The 17,181-nt window shown below is 63.4% G+C and carries 20 protein-coding genes; 10 read left to right on the forward strand and 10 right to left on the reverse strand.

Annotation, left to right across the window (positions count from 1 at the left end; translation table 11 throughout):
• Positions 1–43: 43 nt before the first annotated feature.
• Complete coding sequence (locus tag RS897_RS21470; RefSeq protein ID WP_315830734.1) at positions 44–1,120, reverse strand: Bug family tripartite tricarboxylate transporter substrate binding protein; 1,077 nt, start codon at positions 1,118–1,120, stop codon at positions 44–46.
• Positions 1,121–1,420: 300 nt separating this feature from the next.
• A complete protein-coding gene (locus tag RS897_RS21475) occupies positions 1,421–3,082 on the reverse strand; it encodes a Spy/CpxP family protein refolding chaperone (RefSeq protein WP_315830735.1) in 1,662 nt (553 codons plus the stop codon).
• Positions 3,083–3,393: 311 nt separating this feature from the next.
• Here RS897_RS21475 and RS897_RS21480 point away from each other — a divergent pair, with 311 nt between their 5' ends.
• Both RS897_RS21480 and RS897_RS21485 read left to right on the forward strand, forming a co-directional pair.
• Positions 3,394–4,524, forward strand: a complete 1,131-nt coding sequence (locus RS897_RS21480) for a zinc-binding dehydrogenase (protein WP_315830736.1) — start codon at positions 3,394–3,396, stop codon at positions 4,522–4,524.
• Between the two features lie 187 nt (positions 4,525–4,711).
• Positions 4,712–5,122, forward strand: coding sequence for a nuclear transport factor 2 family protein (locus tag RS897_RS21485; protein ID WP_315838710.1), 411 nt, complete (start codon positions 4,712–4,714; stop codon positions 5,120–5,122).
• A gap of 86 nt (positions 5,123–5,208) precedes the next feature.
• On the opposite strand, the gene RS897_RS21490 is transcribed toward RS897_RS21485, so the two are convergent.
• Complete coding sequence (locus tag RS897_RS21490) at positions 5,209–5,550, reverse strand: antibiotic biosynthesis monooxygenase family protein (RefSeq protein ID WP_315830737.1); 342 nt, start codon at positions 5,548–5,550, stop codon at positions 5,209–5,211.
• Positions 5,551–5,619: 69 nt separating this feature from the next.
• Complete coding sequence (locus RS897_RS21495; RefSeq protein WP_315830738.1) at positions 5,620–6,033, reverse strand: hypothetical protein; 414 nt, start codon at positions 6,031–6,033, stop codon at positions 5,620–5,622.
• 126 nt (positions 6,034–6,159) lie between these two features.
• Between RS897_RS21495 and RS897_RS21500 the strand changes: the two genes are divergently transcribed.
• Positions 6,160–6,444 (forward strand): hypothetical protein, encoded by a 285-nt coding sequence (locus tag RS897_RS21500; RefSeq protein ID WP_315830739.1) that lies wholly within the window; start codon positions 6,160–6,162, stop codon positions 6,442–6,444.
• A gap of 98 nt (positions 6,445–6,542) precedes the next feature.
• The gene (locus RS897_RS21505; protein WP_315830740.1) at positions 6,543–7,037 is read left to right on the forward strand and encodes a DUF1993 domain-containing protein; all 495 of its coding nucleotides are present in this window, start codon (positions 6,543–6,545) and stop codon (positions 7,035–7,037) included.
• An 82-nt stretch (positions 7,038–7,119) separates the two neighbouring features.
• Here the strand turns inward: RS897_RS21505 and RS897_RS21510 are convergent, their stop codons facing one another.
• The gene (locus RS897_RS21510) at positions 7,120–8,247 is read right to left on the reverse strand and encodes an acyltransferase family protein (protein WP_315830741.1); all 1,128 of its coding nucleotides are present in this window, start codon (positions 8,245–8,247) and stop codon (positions 7,120–7,122) included.
• Positions 8,248–8,603: 356 nt separating this feature from the next.
• On the opposite strand from RS897_RS21510, the gene RS897_RS21515 reads away from it, so the two are divergent.
• Entirely contained in the window at positions 8,604–8,987 is a 384-nt protein-coding gene (locus RS897_RS21515) for an NUDIX hydrolase (RefSeq protein WP_315830742.1), read from the forward strand.
• A 37-nt stretch (positions 8,988–9,024) separates the two neighbouring features.
• On the opposite strand, the gene RS897_RS21520 is transcribed toward RS897_RS21515, so the two are convergent.
• From RS897_RS21520 to RS897_RS21530, 3 genes are all read right to left on the reverse strand, one after another.
• The gene (locus tag RS897_RS21520) at positions 9,025–9,189 is read right to left on the reverse strand and encodes a hypothetical protein (protein WP_315830743.1); all 165 of its coding nucleotides are present in this window, start codon (positions 9,187–9,189) and stop codon (positions 9,025–9,027) included.
• Between the two features lie 174 nt (positions 9,190–9,363).
• Positions 9,364–9,561 (reverse strand): hypothetical protein, encoded by a 198-nt coding sequence (locus RS897_RS21525; RefSeq protein ID WP_315830744.1) that lies wholly within the window; start codon positions 9,559–9,561, stop codon positions 9,364–9,366.
• A gap of 394 nt (positions 9,562–9,955) precedes the next feature.
• Positions 9,956–10,405, reverse strand: coding sequence for a hypothetical protein (locus tag RS897_RS21530; RefSeq protein WP_315830745.1), 450 nt, complete (start codon positions 10,403–10,405; stop codon positions 9,956–9,958).
• Positions 10,406–10,549: 144 nt separating this feature from the next.
• Between RS897_RS21530 and RS897_RS21535 the strand changes: the two genes are divergently transcribed.
• Positions 10,550–10,684 (forward strand): hypothetical protein, encoded by a 135-nt coding sequence (locus RS897_RS21535; RefSeq protein ID WP_315830746.1) that lies wholly within the window; start codon positions 10,550–10,552, stop codon positions 10,682–10,684.
• A 372-nt stretch (positions 10,685–11,056) separates the two neighbouring features.
• Here the strand turns inward: RS897_RS21535 and RS897_RS21540 are convergent, their stop codons facing one another.
• Entirely contained in the window at positions 11,057–11,419 is a 363-nt protein-coding gene (locus RS897_RS21540) for a CsbD family protein (protein ID WP_315830747.1), read from the reverse strand.
• Between the two features lie 349 nt (positions 11,420–11,768).
• Here RS897_RS21540 and RS897_RS21545 point away from each other — a divergent pair, with 349 nt between their 5' ends.
• A complete protein-coding gene (locus tag RS897_RS21545) occupies positions 11,769–12,356 on the forward strand; it encodes a DUF2939 domain-containing protein (protein WP_315830748.1) in 588 nt (195 codons plus the stop codon).
• A 398-nt stretch (positions 12,357–12,754) separates the two neighbouring features.
• On the opposite strand, the gene RS897_RS21550 is transcribed toward RS897_RS21545, so the two are convergent.
• Positions 12,755–13,375 (reverse strand): TetR/AcrR family transcriptional regulator, encoded by a 621-nt coding sequence (locus RS897_RS21550; protein ID WP_315830749.1) that lies wholly within the window; start codon positions 13,373–13,375, stop codon positions 12,755–12,757.
• 143 nt (positions 13,376–13,518) lie between these two features.
• Here RS897_RS21550 and RS897_RS21555 point away from each other — a divergent pair, with 143 nt between their 5' ends.
• The 3 genes from RS897_RS21555 (at position 13,519) to RS897_RS21565 (ending at position 17,067) form a co-directional block, all read left to right on the forward strand.
• The gene (locus RS897_RS21555; protein ID WP_315830750.1) at positions 13,519–15,102 is read left to right on the forward strand and encodes a flavin-containing monooxygenase; all 1,584 of its coding nucleotides are present in this window, start codon (positions 13,519–13,521) and stop codon (positions 15,100–15,102) included.
• Positions 15,103–15,262: 160 nt separating this feature from the next.
• Positions 15,263–16,102: an SDR family NAD(P)-dependent oxidoreductase gene (locus RS897_RS21560; RefSeq protein ID WP_315830751.1), complete on the forward strand. Its 840-nt coding sequence runs from the start codon at positions 15,263–15,265 to the stop codon at positions 16,100–16,102.
• On the forward strand, positions 16,099–17,067 hold the full coding sequence (locus RS897_RS21565; RefSeq protein WP_315830752.1) for an alpha/beta fold hydrolase: 969 nt from the start codon (positions 16,099–16,101) through the stop codon (positions 17,065–17,067). Before RS897_RS21560 ends, RS897_RS21565 begins: the two co-directional genes overlap by 4 nt.
• Positions 17,068–17,181 lie beyond the last annotated feature (114 nt).

Raw genomic sequence — 17,181 nt, forward strand, 5'->3', positions numbered from 1 at the left:
CTTTCGTGCCGGCATCCTGTTGCTGGGGCCTGAACTTCGCTGACTAATTGCTGCCAATGATTCCCCGCTCCCGGATGATTGCGCCGAACCGCCTGGAATCGTCGCGGGCCCTGTCTCCGAACTCGGCAGGGGACATCGGTGCGGGCAGATTGCCGATGGCCATGATTCGCTCTTTCAATGCGGCCGTCGCCAGCGCTCGATTGATCTCTGCATTCAAGCGCATGATAACGTCACGCGGAGTTCCGGCGGGCGCGTAAACGCCGAAAAAAGCGTCGGTGTCAAAACCGGCAAGGCCGAGCTCCTCGAGCGTCGGCACGTCGGGAAGTTGCGGTGCGCGCTGCGGGCTTCCGATCGCAAGGGCGCGCAGCCGGCCGGCCTTCACGTGCTCGATGGCGATGCCGGGGTCGAACAGGAAGTCGAGTTGCGCCCCGAGCAGGTCGTTGAGCGCAGGTGCTGCGCCGCGATAAGGCACATGCTGAGCATCTGTGCCGGTCATCTTCTTGAGCATTTCCGCTGCAAGATGCGGAGAACTGCCGATGCCGGGCGATCCGAAATTGCGTTTTCCCGGGTTGGCTTTGAGATCAGCGACAAAGGCCTCGAAATCCTTCGCCGGATTTTCGGTGCGAACGACGAGATAGAAGGGGACGCGCGCGACGGACGCGACGGGCACGAGATCCTTCGCCGGGTCGAAAGACATGCTCGCATACAGATGCGGATTGATCGCGACCATGCTGCCTGACGACACGAGCAAGGTGTAGCCATCGGGCGCGGACCGGGCCACCATTTCTCCGCCGATATTCCCGTTGGCGCCGCCTTTGTTTTCGATGACCACCGGCTGCCCGAAGGTTTCGCCGAGGGGCTGGGCGATCAGTCGCGCAAGCAGGTCGGCCGTCCCTCCCGGAGGAAAGTTCACAACGAGTCGCATGGGTTGAGTGGGCCAACTCTGAGTGGCCGACGTCTGAGCCGGCGACGTCTGAGCCAGCGATGTCGATATCATGCCGGCGAGGAAAGCGAGCGCGATTGCAATGGCCCTCATGTGTGTCTCCCTGAGTTTTATTATTGGAAGGAAGATGGTGGAGTCCTGCTCGGCATCCCCTGTGTTCGAGAGCGGCTCGCGCAACTTGCGCTCAACCCGCGAGGAAATCGCCAATCGTCCTGATGCAGGCCGGGTTTTCCTGCGTGGCGAAGTGCCCGAAACCGGGGACAATATGGACGCGTGCTTTCGACGATGAATCAGTGGCCGGCATCGTTTCACATGGATTCCGCACTGGCGTGGTTGCGCGAGATCATCACCGATGTTGCTGCCGAGGTCGACTGGACGCCGGCTGCACAAAAGAGGGGTGGGTAAGAAGAAGTTCCAGCAGAGGCCTGCCGGACTTTGAACCTCCCGCCGCACAACGGGCGGCGGTGAATCGCGCTCTCACCGCACGAACGAGAACAGCATTCGTCGCAGCACGCGGGTGACGCGCACGCCGTGACGGCCGTGGTGGCGGGCATAACGCACGTAGCGACGCGCGGCTGGGCGGGTTTCCGCGGCTTTGGGCTCGGCGCTTTCCGACGCCGCTTGCGCGGCTGGTGGCTGTGTGGCTTGCGCCGTGTCCGACGGCATCTGCCGCGAGCGCCGGCCGCGGCGATCGGTGGTGGGTTGCGCGATCGCGACCATCTGCTGCGCGCCGACGGTGTCGAAGGAGACCTTCTGTTCGTCGTTCATGGTGGCGTAGGCGTCGTCGAGCGCGGCATGGACCGTTGTCACTGCCCGCAGCATGGCCTCCAGCCGGCGGCCGATCGCGGCGAGGCGCGCCGGCGGCGTGGTCGCGGCCGCGGGCGTGCAGGAGGCCTTCAGCATCTCGGCGGCCTGTGTTGTCGCGCGCTGCAGCGCTTCGATCTTGCCGCGTTGCGCGTCCGTGGGCACGACCGATTGTGTGACCATGGCCGCCGGCCATGCGGTGACGCCATCGGGCTGCTCATCGCTGCAGTTTTGCACTGTGGCGGCCGGATCGATGGGCATCTCGCGGCGAGGCGACCGATGCCGCCGGTTGCGGCTGTCGGTCGCCTGGGCCGCTTCGGCCATTGCTTTATCGGCGGCTGTGCGCTGCGCCGTGGCGATGGCGTCGAACTGCAGCTTCTGCTCTTCACTCAGCGGACCGTAAAACGCTTCCAGCGCCGGCTGCAGGGTTTGCACCGCTGAGATCATTGCCGTGATGCGGGTCTGCATGATGGCCAGCCGCCGCGGCGCGGTCAGCACCATGTCGGTGGGGCATGCCGCCTGCAGGATCTGCGAGGCTTTTGCGGAGGCATCGGCCAGAGTGTCGAGTGCCGCGCGCTGTGCCTCGGTAGGGGAGATCGCCTGCGCGATGATGTCGACCGGCAGGCCGGCGATGCTGCGGCTGGTGTCGCCGCACAGTTGCGCCAACGAGTTCTGGTCGTCCTTGTCGATGCCTGCCGCGGAGGCCGCTTCTTCCGCGCCGCTCACATGCCGCGCCGCGCGCAGGTGGGTGGCATAGCCGGTGAGGTCGTCATAGGCGTAGGGACCGAACAGGCCGGCGTGCAGGTCGCTGGTGCCATAACTCCAGAAGGTGGGATCGCTGCTGTCGCCCCACAACGCGGCGTTGGAGATGTCGTAGAATGCGAACGGCCAGAACACCGGGCCGACCCAGCCGTAGCCGCCGGTGTTGTGGCGCCACCAGCCATGGCCGCCGCGATGCCAGGCCACGGTCGCAAGCGCCGAAGTGACCATCGCGCGGGTGCGCGGATCGTTGAGCGCCTGGGTCGCATGCAAGGCCTGGTGAATTTGCGGCGCGTGCAGCGCACCGCGCACTGAGGCCGCACTCCAGCGCATGTGGGTGGCGCGCATGTTCAGCATCGCCGCCTGCGATCCGCTGCCGTCGGCACGCCCGGCCATCGCGGCCGGAAGCTGGGCGCCGTCTCTGCCTTTCGAGGCCTTGCGTTCCTGCATCGCCTCCATCATCCGCGTGCCGGGAAAGCCGGCGCCGCCGGCATCGAGGCTGCCGGTATCGCCGCGCCGGTCGCGCGGCGCGGCGTCGGTGGGAGCCGGCAGCAGGCTCAGGGACAGCAACGCCATCGCGGCTGCGCATGATCGCATGGACGAGGTACCGCTTGTGGACAGTCCAATCGTCAGCATGGCATCACCACCGCTTCCCCGGGCAGGTCCCCGCAATGGACCGAGGCGAAAAACACAATTCCGCTCAGCCCAAATTGTTCCGGTGTGAGCCGCTGGGCGTGTCGTCATGGCGGGAGAGGCTGGAAAATGAGCCGGCATGGCTGTCCTGTCGGCATCAGCAAGCCTTGCATCCCGGGCGGCCGGAGGCCAACTTCCGGGTACGAAAGGCCTTTTGGGGCAATCTCATCAGGACAGCACAGGGGAGACTCAAGGTGGCAGACCCAACCGGATTGCAATTGCGCTCGCTGATCAAGAAGAGCGGCGAACTGGAAATCTCGCTCAAACGCATCGCGATTCCCGAGCCCGGCGCCGACGAGGTGGTGGTGCGGGTCGAGGGCACGCCGATCAATCCGTCGGACCTCGGGCTTTTGACCGGCCCGGCTGATCCCGCGTCGTTCAAGTCCACCGGCAGCGGCGACGACGTGGTGGTCACGGCAAAAGTGCCGGAAGCGGCGCTGGCCGGGTTGGCCGCACGTCTCGATGAGTCCATGCCGGTGGGCAATGAAGGCGCGGGCGTGGTGATCAAGGCCGGTTCGTCGGCCGCGGCGCAGGCGCTGAACGGCAAGATGGTGGCCATGATCGGCGGCGCGATGTATGCGCAATACCGCGTCCTTAAGGTGGCCGAATGCCTGCCGCTGCCGGACGGCGCTACGGCGGCCGACGGCGCCTCCTGCTTCGTCAATCCGCTGACGTCGCTGGGCATGACCGAGACCATGCGCAGGGAAGGCCACAAGGCCTTGGTGCATACCGCGGCGGCCTCCAACCTCGGCCAGATGCTGAACAGGATCTGCCTCAAGGATGGCATCGGCCTGGTCAACATCGTGCGCAGCGCCGAGCAGGCGAAAATCCTGCGCGATATCGGCGCCAAACACGTGGTCGATTCCACCGCGCCCAGCTTCATGAACGATCTCACTGCCGCACTGGTCGAGACCGGTGCGACCATCGCCTTCGACGCCATCGGCGGCGGCAAGCTGGCGGGGCAGATTCTCAATGCCATGGAAGCGGCCATCAACAAGACCGCCAGCACTTACAGCCGCTACGGCTCCAACGTGCACAAGCAGGTCTATATCTATGGCGGCCTGGATGTACGCCCGACCGAACTGAGCCGCGGCTTCGGCATGGCCTGGGGCATCGGCGGCTGGCTGCTGTTTCCGTTCCTGCAGAAGGTCGGCCCCGAGACCGGGCACAAGCTGCGCCAGCGCGTGGTCGCCGAACTCAAGACCACCTTCGCCTCGCACTACACCAAGGTGGTGTCGCTGCAGGAGGCGCTGCAGCTCGACAACCTCGCCGCCTACAACAAGCGTGCCACGGGCGAGAAATTCCTGATCAATCCGAACAAGTGAACGGTTGCGCGCGAGCGGTTTCAACCAGGTAAGTGGTTTCGCCTCAGTAACTGGTCTGGCGCCGATGTGATCGCGCTTGCGCTGGCGTGGTGCATCGGTTCAGGTCATGACGGGCGATATTTTCCTTGAGGGACCGATCATGATGAAATTTACAACCGCTCTCTTTTCCGTGCTCGTTCTCGCCGCCATGGTGGGGTCTACTGCGCATGCGGCAGACCCGGCCCAGTTGGAGGCCAACACGAAAGCCGTGCTCGAGTTCTACGAGAAGGGTTTGAACCAGAAGGATTTCGAGGCCGCGTCGAAATATTTTGGTCCGAAATACGTCCAGCACAATCCGACCGCGCCCGACGGTATCGAGGGCTTCAAGACATTTCTTGAATTTCTGCGCAGCAAATTCCCGAACTCGCGCAGCGAGATCAAGCGCGTGTTTGCGGAGGGCGACTATGTGATCCTGCACGTCCATGCGGTGCGCGAGCCAGGTACGCGCGGATCGGCGATCGTCGATATCTTCCGGCTGCAGCAGGGCAAGATCGTCGAGCATTGGGACGTGCGCCAGGATGTGCCGGAGCAAGCCGCCAACACCAACACGATGTTCTGAGAATCAAGACCTGGGTTCAGGCCCTTGAGATCAGCCTGCTGGCATCCGCTTCACTCAGCGTATGCCAGAATACTCACGATGGTGCCTCACGCGTCGCCGCCGGTGTTGCCATGACTGTGCCGCAGCTTCAGGATCTGCACCGACTTCGGCAATTCGATCAGGAATTCGGCATCCCGCTCGAGGTGGTGGATCCTGGTCGGATCGCCGCCGGTGAAGCGGCTCATCGCCGGAATGCTCTCCCAATACGAGATGGTGACGAACTCGGTCTCGCCGTCGCGATCCTCGCGCAGGTGCTGCACGCCCATCGCTTTCGCGATCAGCGGCTTGATGCCGACCTCATAGAGATAGGCCTCATAGGTGTCGGCCATCGCGGCCGTGGTGCGGCCGCGCCAGATCCGCGCGATGGCCGGCTTGATTGCTTGCGGCATGTTGGTCCTTCTGGTTGTCAGGCCCTGTCGCGCTAACGGCCAAGACTGCAGCGGGTTCACGCGCGGCTATCACGCCGAGCGCAGCACCGCGGTGACGCCGTTGGCGAGCAGCCGTTCGTCATGTTTCTTCCAGGCCAGTGCGCGGCGCTCCGGGGTCAGCAATCCGCGCTGCTCGGCCAGGATCATCCAGGCGAAGCCCCACCAGTCGGAGACCATGTCCTCATAGTCGCCGATGTCGTAGCCGTGCTTGAGCGCGAACACGTAGGCTTTTTTCGCCGTCAGCTTGTCCAGCCACTTGTGATCCCGCTCCGAGATATCGTCGTCATCGAAGTCGTCCAGGGTGTAGCCCCAGATGGTCTGGCAGACCCGGTTGAACTCGCGGTCGATATCCTCGTCCACGCCCCACAGGTGCAGTCGCTCCAGTTCCTCGCAGTAGAGGCTGATGTGCTTCAGACATACTACATTTTGTTTTAGTGCGCCCATGTTTCCACCTATGGTGTGAATCAGTGTGGGTTCATCCTACATAAAACTTGCCAATGTTCTATCTTTGTTCTTAAATCGAGCCATCTTTTTTTGGTTGTGGTGAACAGGCGAACATTGCGAGGCCATATGGAGTTCGGCAGCACACCCGGCACTAAATCTGGCGGTCAATCCGTCTCGATCGCCTCGTCGGCGCCGGTTACCGAGCGCCAGATCTCGTCCAAGCGGCGCGACATCGCCCGCCTGCGCGACGACATCCGCCTGCAGCAGGCGGAGATGCAGGCCCTGATCGCCAACGACATCGACTGCACTGCTGCTGCCACGCGCCTGCTGGAGATGCGGCTGCGATTGGCGCGGCTGATCGGCGAGCGTGACGCCATGATGGCGGCGTTCCTGGCGGCGTCGAAGGTGTGACATCAATCACTGGCAATCGCAGCCATAGACATCATATCAGCTGAAAGTCGCACCACCCGGCTGCGCGGCTTCACATCCATTCCTCAGGAATCCTGACCATGTCCTTGTCCATGTACGACCTCTCGATTCCCGCGCTACAGCGCGGTCTCGGCGTCCTGTCGCGTTATCTCGACAAAGCGGCGGCCAATGCCACCGAGCGCGGCTTCGAACCCTCCGTCCTGGTCAATGCGCGGCTCGCGCCGGACATGCTGCCGCTGGCGGGGCAAATACAGCGGGCCAGCGACACCTCCAAGGGCGGCATCTCGCGGCTGACCGGGGTTGCGGCGCCGAGCTTTCCCGACACCGAGACCACGATCGACGAACTGAAGGAGCGGGTCGCCAAGACGGTGGCCTTCCTGCAGACCGTGACGCCGCAGCAGTTCGACGGCAGCGCGGAGCGGATGATCGAGTCGCGCGCCATCGGCACCATGCCCGGCGCGACCCATCTGTTGGCATTCGTGCTGCCGAACTTCTATTTCCATGTCGCCAGCGCCCACGCCATCCTGCGGCACAACGGCGTTCCCGTCGGCAAGAAGGATTTTCTCGGCGGCTAGAGCGTTTTCCGGCGAAGTGGACACCGGTTCGCTCGCGACAAACGCGAAGCGTTTGCGCGGGAAAAACGCGTCAAAATAAAAATCAGGCTGCGGGCGCTGCGTTCGCCGGCAGCGTGGCCGGCGGCTTCGGGTTCATCCCCATCAGGAAACGCATCGGCGGCCACGGCCGGATCAGCCAGTGATAGGCGGCGAGCGAGATCGCGGTGGAGCAAAGCGACATCACCGCGATCTTGACCCAGACCGGCACCGCCAGTGGCAGCACCACCGTGCCGATCAGGAGCAGCGGTGCGTGGTGCACGATGAACACCGGCAACAGCGCTTCATTGAGATAGCCGACCAGCGGCGTATCCTGCGGTTGCAGGCGGGCGAAGCCGCCGAGGCCCGCGCCGACCGCGCTCCATCCCAGCACTCCGACGAACACCCGGCCGAGGGCGGACTCGCCCACCCACATCATGCCGGCGAAGGCGACGAGCATCAGCAGCGCGAGGCGAGGGGCCTCCAAACGCAGCCGCGTCTCGAAGCCGGGCCAGACCGCGATGCCGGCGCCGATCGCGAAGCACAGCGCGAAGTACGAGAAATTCGCCCAGTCATGGATCAGGTTCGGCATGTACGGCCAGAAGCCGTTGAACGCCACCAGCAGCGCCGCCATCGGCAGCGCCGGAAGGTACACCATCCAGGCCGGCGGCACCTCGCGCTGCGGCGTCCGCTTCGTCAGCCGCATCAACAGCGGCAGCATCAGCACCGAAATCAGGAACAAATAGGCGAGGAAATAGAGGTGCGACCAGGTCAGCAGCTTCAGGAATTTCAGATTCTGCGGGAAGAACTCGAAGAAGCTATCCTGCAGCGGCGCCACCAGCCGCAGGCCGTTCAAGCCGAGATCGCGGCCGTGGCTGAGTTCGATGTATTTGATGATCGATCCAGAGGTGATGATGCCCACGGTCAGCGGCACCAGCAGGCGTGTCGCCCGCTCCGTGACAAAGCGCAGCGGTCCGCGGCTGCGCAGCGATTTCAGCGAGGCCCAGCCCGCCAGCACGAACCATGTCGTCATCAGAGTGGGGCGCAGGAATTCGTAGATCGCCGAGGCGATCATCGATGGCTCCGCACTCTTGAGATGATAGCGCGGCTCGACTGCGAAAATCAGCAGCGCGTGGGCGACGATCACGCCGCCGCACAATAGAATACGCAACACGTCGATATCGGTCCGCCGCATGTGTCCCTGTCCCCGGGGTCATTCGGATTGTCGTTGCTGATGGGGAAGCGGCGCCAGACGCCTCGCATCGCGCGGTCGTTTAAGATGGCCTTTGTGGCGAGCGTTGGGCTGCCTGCCGTGCATTCAGCATTGCACGGAGATGAACCGGGCGATGCCAGACATATGTCTTATGTCTTAATTCGTGCGCTTGGCCAGCGACGGCGAGTGCACAGGGTCAGCGGCCTTGAGCGCGGGCGCCAAAGTTATAAAATAAGGACATTGATTCGATGCGGCGGCGGCCGCCCGCAGACAAGCGGCTTTTTTTGGCGCTTCATTTGATAAGCGCCTCTGTTTGATAAGGCGGTATTGCAAGCGATATGGCGAAGTCCTCGAAACTCGTGGTCGCGAAACGTGGTCAGGTGCTGCTGGTTCGCCGCAGGCGTGACCGTCTCTGGATGTTTCCGGGCGGACGCAAGCGTGGCCGCGAGAGCGAGAAGGACTGCCTGCGCCGGGAAATCAAGGAAGAGCTGCCCAAGCTCAAGCTTGGACGGTTGCGGCTCTGGAAGGAAGTCAAAGCCCGCAATCGCCTGTCGGGCCGCAAGATGAGCGATGCGATCTTTCTGACCAGCAAGGCGTCCGGCCACCTGACCATCGGCGACAAGCGGGAGATCGACAAAGCCACCTGGCGCAAGCCGCGTGGAATCCGGCTGACGCCGACGTCGCGCTACATCCGCGACAAGCTGTTTCCGAAACGGGGCTGAAACCGGATCGCCGCGATGATCTCGGATCAGCGGCTTTTCATTTCTTGGGCGCGATGGACGGGGATTTGCCGCCGTCGTTCTTGCCGGCGGCCGATGACTCGGCGGCAGCCTTGAGCACCGGCGGCTTGTCCGCCGGGACCAGCTCCTTATCCAGGTCCCAAATCTCCTCCGCGGTTGGCAGAGCCTTGCTGGTCCTCGACACGGTCATCTCCTTTTTGCTTCACCAAACGAGATCACGACACGGAAGCAAACCGAAGTTCTCTTAAGATTCCTGCTTTTGTGGGGTCTCAGCAAGGCACAAGGGTCTTTGGTTTCCGTTTTGTTCTTGCTCGATTCAGCAAAAAGCCCGGCATTGCACCGGGCTTCTTGAATTTGTTCAGTGCGCGAGATGTTCTTCGGCAGCGGGAAGCAGCGTGTAGATCACATCGCCGACATTGATGGGCGTGCCCTTGATCAGGCCGGCCTGTTCGAGGCGCTCATAGCGGGCGCGGTTAATGGTCCCGGCGGTGTACTTCTTGCCATCGGTACGCTTCATCGACTGCAACAACTTCAACGCATCGTCCTCGAGTTTCATTCCAATTCCCCATTGGCAATCACTCACATCCACAAAGGCTAGGGCCGACGTGGTTAACGAGTGATTAACGCGTCATAAATGCGTCGCGAGTCGCCGGCAAGCCGGAATTTTGGGGAAGATGTCCGCTCTCGTGGTCCGAGGTGTGGCGCCGCTTCGCTTGGTTGCGGCTCGAAATTTTGAGTCGCCGATGTCAGTGAGTTGAATTGATCGCCGGACGCCGGAAGATAGGAAATGCTGTCGATCGGTTTGACGATCACCGCCGCCTTGCGGCGAGAGTTTGTCGTCGACGCGATGGCGCTGGGTGAAGGTGTTCTGGTCGGAGGCGTGCGAGGCCGGTCAACGGCCGGGCAGAGGATCACGGTGCCGGACACCGCTGAGGTGGTCACACGGATCGTCACCGTGCGTTTTTCAGCACCGCGATTTGCGCTTCGCACGCGCGAAGGCGTTGCCCCACCTCGACCTCTCCGTTTTTGGGACCGAGCGGGTTTGCAAGGGAGATCCCGGTTGCCAACGTGGTCAGAAGGCCGATCGTGCCGTTGATGGGCTCGCCGGCCGCCTCGCCCAGGGAAAAGAGAGCAATCATCGCGATCGGGATCAGAACGGCGAGGACGATGCCTAAAATCAATGTCGTCTGGCTGATGCCGTTGGACATCAGGCTCGCTGCGACGAGCGCGAGAACGGGGATCAGCACAGGGAGTATCAGCACAGGGAGTATCAGCGCCAGGATGGCAGCGCCTCGTCCAAGTCCAGGGGATTCCGCCGGCTCTCGATTTTCCCAGGTAATCATCCCGAGCAGGCGCGCGCGTTCTGCTTCGAGTCTCTGGAGGTCGTCGCTGTCGGGCATCGGCGGATCCTCGTGTGGGCCGAGGATACCGCAGGCGGAGCCCCCAGTCCAACAAAGGGAACTTTTCAACAAAGGGAACTTTCCCGCCCCCGCTGCGTTGCAGTGCTAGCCCACAATCGTCAAAACTCATTTTGGTGGATCAACATGTGGCGCAGTATCGAGGCGTGGCTGGGACGGTCGGACGCGCAGCTGGTCGAACTGGGAATCGACGCGACGTTTGCGATCTTGCTGTCTCTGATCGTAACCACAGGCCTGCGGCTTGTGATTGAGTTTCTGTAGAGATCGCTCAGTCGCGATCGTCGCGGGTCGCAACGGTTTGGATGCGGTGGGCTAGCAGTCGCTCATCGCAGCGCAGTCGGCGCGTGCCGAGGTTTCTGGCGCGCCTCAGGAGAGCGCGATCGTCAGCAAAGCCGCGCTGAGCACGGCAACCCCCATCAGGGCCAGGCCGAGAAATCTGGCGCAGATCGCCTCATAACAGCTGTCATATTGGTTTTGGGTACGCACAACTGAAACTCCCGCAAACCACCGGCCGATACGCTCGCTCTAAATTGATTAAAAATGTCTCAAGCGGAGCGATCACGGCTGCGTGCGGTCTGGTGGCACCGGAGCCTTGAGAGGCACCGGATGCGGACCCTGGCCGTGATCATCACGCTATGCGCGAGAATATCGATCCCAGGGGCGACGAGGCGCGGGCCGCGATCCTTTGGTGAAGATGACGCCCAGCGCGAAGCCAATAATTCCGGCTACCAGCAGCGCGCTGCCCGGACGCTCCTGAACGTTGGCCGCAACGGCCCCGGTCCCTTCTTGATAGATCGTGCGGGTCGCATTCACAGCCGATCCGGCCGCATCGCGCACGGCGTCCTTCGCCTGTCCGATGGTGTTCTGCACGATGCCTTCCGCTTCGCGCACGTTGCCGGAAGCTTCCCTTTCCGCATCTCCCGTGGCCTGTCCGAATGCGCCTTCGACCTTGCCGAGCGCTTCCTTTGCCGCTCCCTTCACGCGATCGCTGTCCATCTGTCTCTCCTTGTTTGTCCGATGGCAACAGCGTGGGCCCCAGGCTGTTCCATCGCGCATGTCCATCACGCCAGTTGCGGACGTCGCGGAACGATCATGGTTGTGACGAGTTCACGACAGGGGCCTTGCATGCGTCCGACGCTATCGTGACTTTTCGCATGCTGCTCAGCCCCAAGGGTGACACAGCTGAGTTGAAAGCCATGCCGCAGTTCAAGTATGGAACGGGGAGGCATGGCGGACCCGGCGGGGCCCCGTGCGGCACTCGCTTGACACAGATCGCCTGACATCGATCGTTGCCGAAGGCCGTCGCTCCCGCCGAGTGGGCGTGGATTGGCGACAGAGTGGACTGATGCGGCGAGCGGTACCTGCGGTTCTGGTGATTGTTGCGCTGGCGAGCGCGTATGTGGCCTCCGCGGTGGTTTCGCTGACCGAGGCGGTGCGGGCGGCGCAGGCCGGAGACGGCGAGCGCCTGCGCGGCTACGTCGATATCGACAGCGTGCGGGGATCGATCTCGTCCCAGGTGGTGACGGCCTATCTCGCCGAGATCGGCGAAACCCGCCGTATCTCGCAGCTCGAGCGGACGCTGGCGATGTCGCTGGGCACCACCATCGCGGATGCGGTGGTGGACAAGATCCTGACGCCGGAAAATCTTGCGGTGCTGTTGAAAAGCGGACGGGTGCAGATCGACGCCGGCACCGCCCTTGCCGGCGACATCACGCCGCTGGCGGAGATCGGCCGGCTCAATCTGTTCGATATCCTGGGCCGCGTGCGCCTGATCAAGCCGGTGGAGTTCGCAGTCCGGGTCGGCAAGTCCAGCGATCCGGAGCGCTCCTCGGCGTTCCACATGCATTTCGAGGGCAATGGCTGGAAGCTGTCGGCGATCGAATTTCCGAAGGCGGCGTTGCGCGATCTGGCGTCGAGACTGCCGCGACGGTGATATCGTCGTCTTTGATCGAAGGGGTGAAATTCAGCGACGGATCGAATCCGGAGGCTCGAGTGCGAAATTCAAGCCAGGATCAGGCGAAGGCCGCCGCAACCAGCGCGGCGCTCAGCAAAGCGAAGCCGGAAAAGGTCAGTCCGAGAAACCGGACGCACATTGTGGTGTTACGGTCCTGCACACGCATGACACACTCCTGTCCGTCCAACCCGTCGCTCAGATGGCGCGACGGATATGCGATCGGGATCACGCTTGGCTCAATCGATCACGTACAGATATCGCCAGCATCACAGCATGAAATGCCGGGAATGCCTGTAGCGGCTGGGCCACAGTCTGATTCTTAGTCGATGCGCGGCCACGCCCGGTTCAGCACGCTCACGTCCTGGTGATGCGCCAATTCAGCTCTCCAGCACGCGGCAGAGCCGCAGCGCGTCTTCCGCCACGGCCTCGACGCTTTGCGTGTAGCCGCCCTTGATCCAGGCCTTGGCGATCTGCACCATGGCGCCGACTGCGCCGGCGCGCAGCATCTGGCCGCTCTTGAGTTCGACGTTGGTATCGGGCGCCACCGTGCGCGACAGCAGTTCGCCGAACTCGCGCAGCAGCGCCGCCCACACCTCGTCGACGGCGGGGCCGACGCGGGCGATCTCGATCACGAACAGCCGTGCGCCGTCCGGCTCGTCCTTCAGCAACTGGTAATAGGCCTGCAGCACAGCGCGTCCGCGGGCCTCCGCGGGTCCCGGATGTTCCCGGCGGATGGTGTCGAGACGATCGATCACGCGATGGGAGACGGTGTCGAACGCAGTCACCAGCAGCGCCTCGCTGTTGGTGAAGGACTCGTAGAAGTAACGCTCGGTGAGGCCGGCCGCCTCGCACACCGCCTTCACGGTGGCGTTGCGATAGCCGAGCTTGCCGTAGACCGAGATGGCCGCTTCGATCAGCCGCTCGCGGCGCGCCAGCTGCCGCTCCTCGGCTGAGACGCCCGCATAGTGTCGTGCCCGTGCCGTTGTCTGTGCCGTCATGGATGGCCCCTGGGTCTCCCTATTCGCTCTTGACATGGCGAGTTGTCAGATGTTGAATTCTGACAATAACGCATGTCAGAAAAAAGTACAGCCGGACAACGGCTGCTTTCAGGGTTCGGGAACAACGACAGGGAAGGCAGCCAATGGCTTCGGTTTCAGCTGGCAAGGTTGCGGCTCCACTTCAGGAGCCCTCGAGCGTGGTCGCCTTCAAGACGCGTCCGGTTCCAGCTATCGCCGATCAGGCGCATCTGGATGTGCTGATTGTCGGCGCCGGCATTTCCGGCATCGGCGTCGCCTATCACCTGCAGCGCGATTGCCCGAAAAAATCCTACGCCATTCTCGAAGCGCGCGACGCCATCGGCGGCACCTGGGACCTGTTCCGTTATCCCGGTATCCGCTCCGATTCCGACATGCACACGCTGGGCTATCGTTTTCGTCCCTGGCGCGGCGAGAAGTCGATTGCCGACGGACCCGCGATCCTCAGCTATCTGAAGGAGACCGCGGCCGAATACGGCATCGACCGCAAGATCCATTTCGGCCACAAGGTGGTGCGGGCGTCATGGTCCTCAGTGGATGCGCGCTGGACGGTTGAAGTCACCGGCCCCGAGGGCCGCGCGCTGACGCTGACCTGCAATTTCCTGCAGATGTGCAGCGGTTATTATGATTACGACGGCGGTTACATGCCGGGCTGGGCGGGCATGGAGCGCTTCACCGGCGCCATCGTGCATCCGCAGAAGTGGCCCGAGAATCTGGACTATGCCGGCAAGCGCGTGGTGGTGATCGGCAGCGGCGCCACCGCGGTGACGCTGGTGCCGGCGATGGCCGACACCGCAGCCCATGTCACCATGCTGCAGCGATCGCCGACCTACATCGTGGCGCGCCCGTCGAAGGACGCGATCGCCAACTGGATGTACGCAAAACTGCCGGAAGGGCTCGCGCATGGCCTGGCGCGCTGGAAGAACATTCTGCTGCAGATGTATTTCTACAATGCCGCGCGGCGCAAACCGGACGGCGCCAGGAAAGTGATCGTCGGTCTCGCGCGCGATGCGCTCGGGCCCAATGTCGATGTCGATAAGCATTTCACCCCGCGCTACAATCCGTGGGATCAGCGATTGTGTCTGGTGCCCGACGGTGACCTCTTCAAGTCCATTCGCGCCGGCCACGCCTCCGTGGTCACCGACGAGATCGAGACTTTCACCGAGACCGGCCTCAAGCTGCGCTCCGGCGAGGAGCTGCAAGCGGATATCATCGTCACCGCCACCGGGCTCACCATGAAGCTGATGGGCGGCGCGCAGGTCGAGGTCGATGGCGTTGCGGCCGATCTCGGCAAGACGCTGAGCTACAAGGGCATGATGTTCTCGGATGTGCCGAATCTGGCCTCGACCTTCGGTTACACCAATGCGTCGTGGACCCTGAAGGCGGATCTCACCGCCGAATATTTGTGCCGGATCCTCAACAAGATGGACCGCGAGGGTTTTGCCTACTGCACGCCGCACAACAGCGATCCCACCGTCACCGCCGACGCCACGCCGCCGCTGAGCTCCGGCTACTTCCAGCGCGCCCACGATGTGATGCCCAAGCAAGGCAGCAAGCGGCCATGGAAGCTGCACCAGAACTACGCCAAGGACATGCTGGCGCTTCGTTTCGGCAGCATCGACGACGGCTCACTGGTGTTCACCAAAGCGACCGCGGCGTCGCGCACGCAACCTCTGCAGAAGCAGGCGTGATGACGACCCTCATGGTGAGGAGCGCCGCGCGTCTCGAACCATGAGGCCCGTGCCGTGCCCCACAATCATCCTTCGAGACGGCGCTTCGCGCCTCCTCAGGATGAGGCCGAGGGTGGTCCAGTCAACTCAGAAGCAATAACCGAACAAAGGCACCCCGAACATGTCCAGCCGCATGACCCTCGCCAATCGCACCGCCGTGATCACCGGCGCCGGCAGCGGCATCGGGCGGGGAATTGCATTGGCGCTGGCGAAGCGGCAGTGCCATCTGGCGCTGGCCGATATCAACGAAGCCGGGCTTACCGAAACCGCGCAGATGCTTGCGGGACAAATCACTCCAGGATCTGGCATCCGCGTCAGCCGCCACAAGCTCGATGTCGCCGATCGTGACGCGGTCGCGGCGCTGCCGGAGGCGGTCAAGGCGCAGCATCCCGGCGTCGACCTGCTGTTCAACAATGCCGGCGTCGCCGCCGGCGGCACCTTCGATCGGCTGCCCGAAGATAATTTCGAGTGGCTGTTCGAGATCAATTTCTGGGGCGTGGTGCGGCTGACCCGGGCGTTCATGCCGCTCCTGAAAGCCAGCACCGACGCGCGCCTGGTCAATGTCTCCAGCATCTATGGCATCGTCTCGCCGCCGGGCCAGACGGCTTATTCCGCCAGCAAGTTCGCGGTGCGCGGGTTCTCCAACGCCTTGCGCCATGAGCTGGCCGGCAGCAATGTGGGCGTGACGGTGGTGCATCCGGGCGGCGTCGCCACCCAGATCGCCGAAAGTGCTCGCCGGCCCGAAGGCGCCACCAACGAAGAGGTCGACCAGGGCTTGCAGCGCGCGCGGCGGATGCTGACCATGCCGCCGCCCAAAGCGGGCGAGATCATTGTCGATGCGGTCGAGCGCCGCGCGCCGCGGGTGCTGGTCGGCAACGATGCGAAGTTCATCGCGCTATTGGAGCGGCTCGCTCCGGTGTCGTACTGGAAGTTCATCGAAAAGGTGTTGGTGCGCCCATGAGTCTTGTCCTGACGCTGATCCTGATCGTCGCTGTTATCATCGCGGGCCTGGTCTGGTTCGCGGGCAACACCGCGCGCAAGGTCGAGGCGGCGGTGCCGCCGCGTGGCCAGTTCATGGATATCGACGGCCAGCGCCTGCACTACACTGACAGCAAGGGCACCGGCCCCGTGCTGGTGATGATCCATGGCCTTGGCGGCACCATGTGGAATTACCACTATGCGCTGGTCGAAAAGCTCACCGGCGAATTCCGGGTGATCACGGTCGACCGTCCGGGCTCCGGCTATTCGGTGCGGCCCGACGATGCGCCCGCAACGCTGAGCGCGCAGGCGGCAACGCTCGCCAAATTCATCAAGGCGCTGGGCGTGAGCCGGCCGCTGCTGGTCGGGCATTCGCTCGGCGGTGCGCTGTCACTGAGCATCGCCCTCAATCATCCGGACTGCGCCGGCGCCCTGGCGCTGATCGCACCCTTGACCCATGCCCAGGACGATGTGCCGGAGGTATTTAAGGGCCTCGTCATCGCCTCGGCGCTGGTGCGCAAGATCATCGGCTGGACGCTGGCGATCCCGATGTCGATCCGCCGGGGACCGGAGATGCTCAAGATCGTGTTCGGTCCCGATCCCGTGCCGGCGGATTATCCGCTGCGCGGCGGTGGCTATCTGAGCCTGCGGCCGAAGAGCTTCTACAACACCTCGTCCGATCTGATCGCCGTCAACGACGATCTGCCGGAAATGATGACCCGCTACGGCTCGCTCAGCATTCCGGTCGGTATGCTGTTCGCGCGCCAGGACCGCATCCTGGATTTCCAGCGTCAGGGCGAGGCGATGAAGGCAAAGCTGCCGGCGCTTGACCTCGTGGCGACTGACGGCCACGGCCATATGCTGCCGCTGACCGTGCCTGACCAGGCCGCCGACCTGATCCGGCGGACGGCGGCGAGGCAGCAGGTGCCAAGCGTGGCGAGTGCGTGAGGTAAGTCAGGTGAGGTGTTTGCCATACCTTCCGCGTCATTGCCGGGCTTGACCCGGCAATCCAGCTTTCTCTGGCTGTACCGAAGGGCTTAAGCTGGATACCTGCGACTCGGC

Source organism: Bradyrhizobium prioriisuperbiae, assembly GCF_032397745.1.
Classification (GTDB): domain Bacteria; phylum Pseudomonadota; class Alphaproteobacteria; order Rhizobiales; family Xanthobacteraceae; genus Bradyrhizobium_A; species Bradyrhizobium_A prioriisuperbiae.

Coding starts and splice junctions, on each gene's coding strand:
- RS897_RS21475 (WP_315830735.1), bottom strand. CDS start 3,082: ATGGCGTTGCTGTCCCTGAGCCTGCTGCCGGCTCCCACCGACGCCGCG.
- RS897_RS21485 (WP_315838710.1), top strand. CDS start 4,712: ATGGTGGGGTCTACTGCGCATGCGGCAGACCCGGCCCAGTTGGAGGCC.
- RS897_RS21490 (WP_315830737.1), bottom strand. CDS start 5,550: ATGCCGCAAGCAATCAAGCCGGCCATCGCGCGGATCTGGCGCGGCCGC.
- RS897_RS21495 (WP_315830738.1), bottom strand. CDS start 6,033: ATGGGCGCACTAAAACAAAATGTAGTATGTCTGAAGCACATCAGCCTC.
- RS897_RS21500 (WP_315830739.1), top strand. CDS start 6,160: ATGGAGTTCGGCAGCACACCCGGCACTAAATCTGGCGGTCAATCCGTC.
- RS897_RS21505 (WP_315830740.1), top strand. CDS start 6,543: ATGTCCTTGTCCATGTACGACCTCTCGATTCCCGCGCTACAGCGCGGT.
- RS897_RS21510 (WP_315830741.1), bottom strand. CDS start 8,247: ATGCGGCGGACCGATATCGACGTGTTGCGTATTCTATTGTGCGGCGGC.
- RS897_RS21515 (WP_315830742.1), top strand. CDS start 8,604: ATGGCGAAGTCCTCGAAACTCGTGGTCGCGAAACGTGGTCAGGTGCTG.
- RS897_RS21525 (WP_315830744.1), bottom strand. CDS start 9,561: ATGAAACTCGAGGACGATGCGTTGAAGTTGTTGCAGTCGATGAAGCGT.
- RS897_RS21530 (WP_315830745.1), bottom strand. CDS start 10,405: ATGCCCGACAGCGACGACCTCCAGAGACTCGAAGCAGAACGCGCGCGC.
- RS897_RS21535 (WP_315830746.1), top strand. CDS start 10,550: ATGTGGCGCAGTATCGAGGCGTGGCTGGGACGGTCGGACGCGCAGCTG.
- RS897_RS21540 (WP_315830747.1), bottom strand. CDS start 11,419: ATGGACAGCGATCGCGTGAAGGGAGCGGCAAAGGAAGCGCTCGGCAAG.
- RS897_RS21545 (WP_315830748.1), top strand. CDS start 11,769: ATGCGGCGAGCGGTACCTGCGGTTCTGGTGATTGTTGCGCTGGCGAGC.
- RS897_RS21550 (WP_315830749.1), bottom strand. CDS start 13,375: ATGACGGCACAGACAACGGCACGGGCACGACACTATGCGGGCGTCTCA.
- RS897_RS21555 (WP_315830750.1), top strand. CDS start 13,519: ATGGCTTCGGTTTCAGCTGGCAAGGTTGCGGCTCCACTTCAGGAGCCC.
- RS897_RS21560 (WP_315830751.1), top strand. CDS start 15,263: ATGTCCAGCCGCATGACCCTCGCCAATCGCACCGCCGTGATCACCGGC.
- RS897_RS21565 (WP_315830752.1), top strand. CDS start 16,099: ATGAGTCTTGTCCTGACGCTGATCCTGATCGTCGCTGTTATCATCGCG.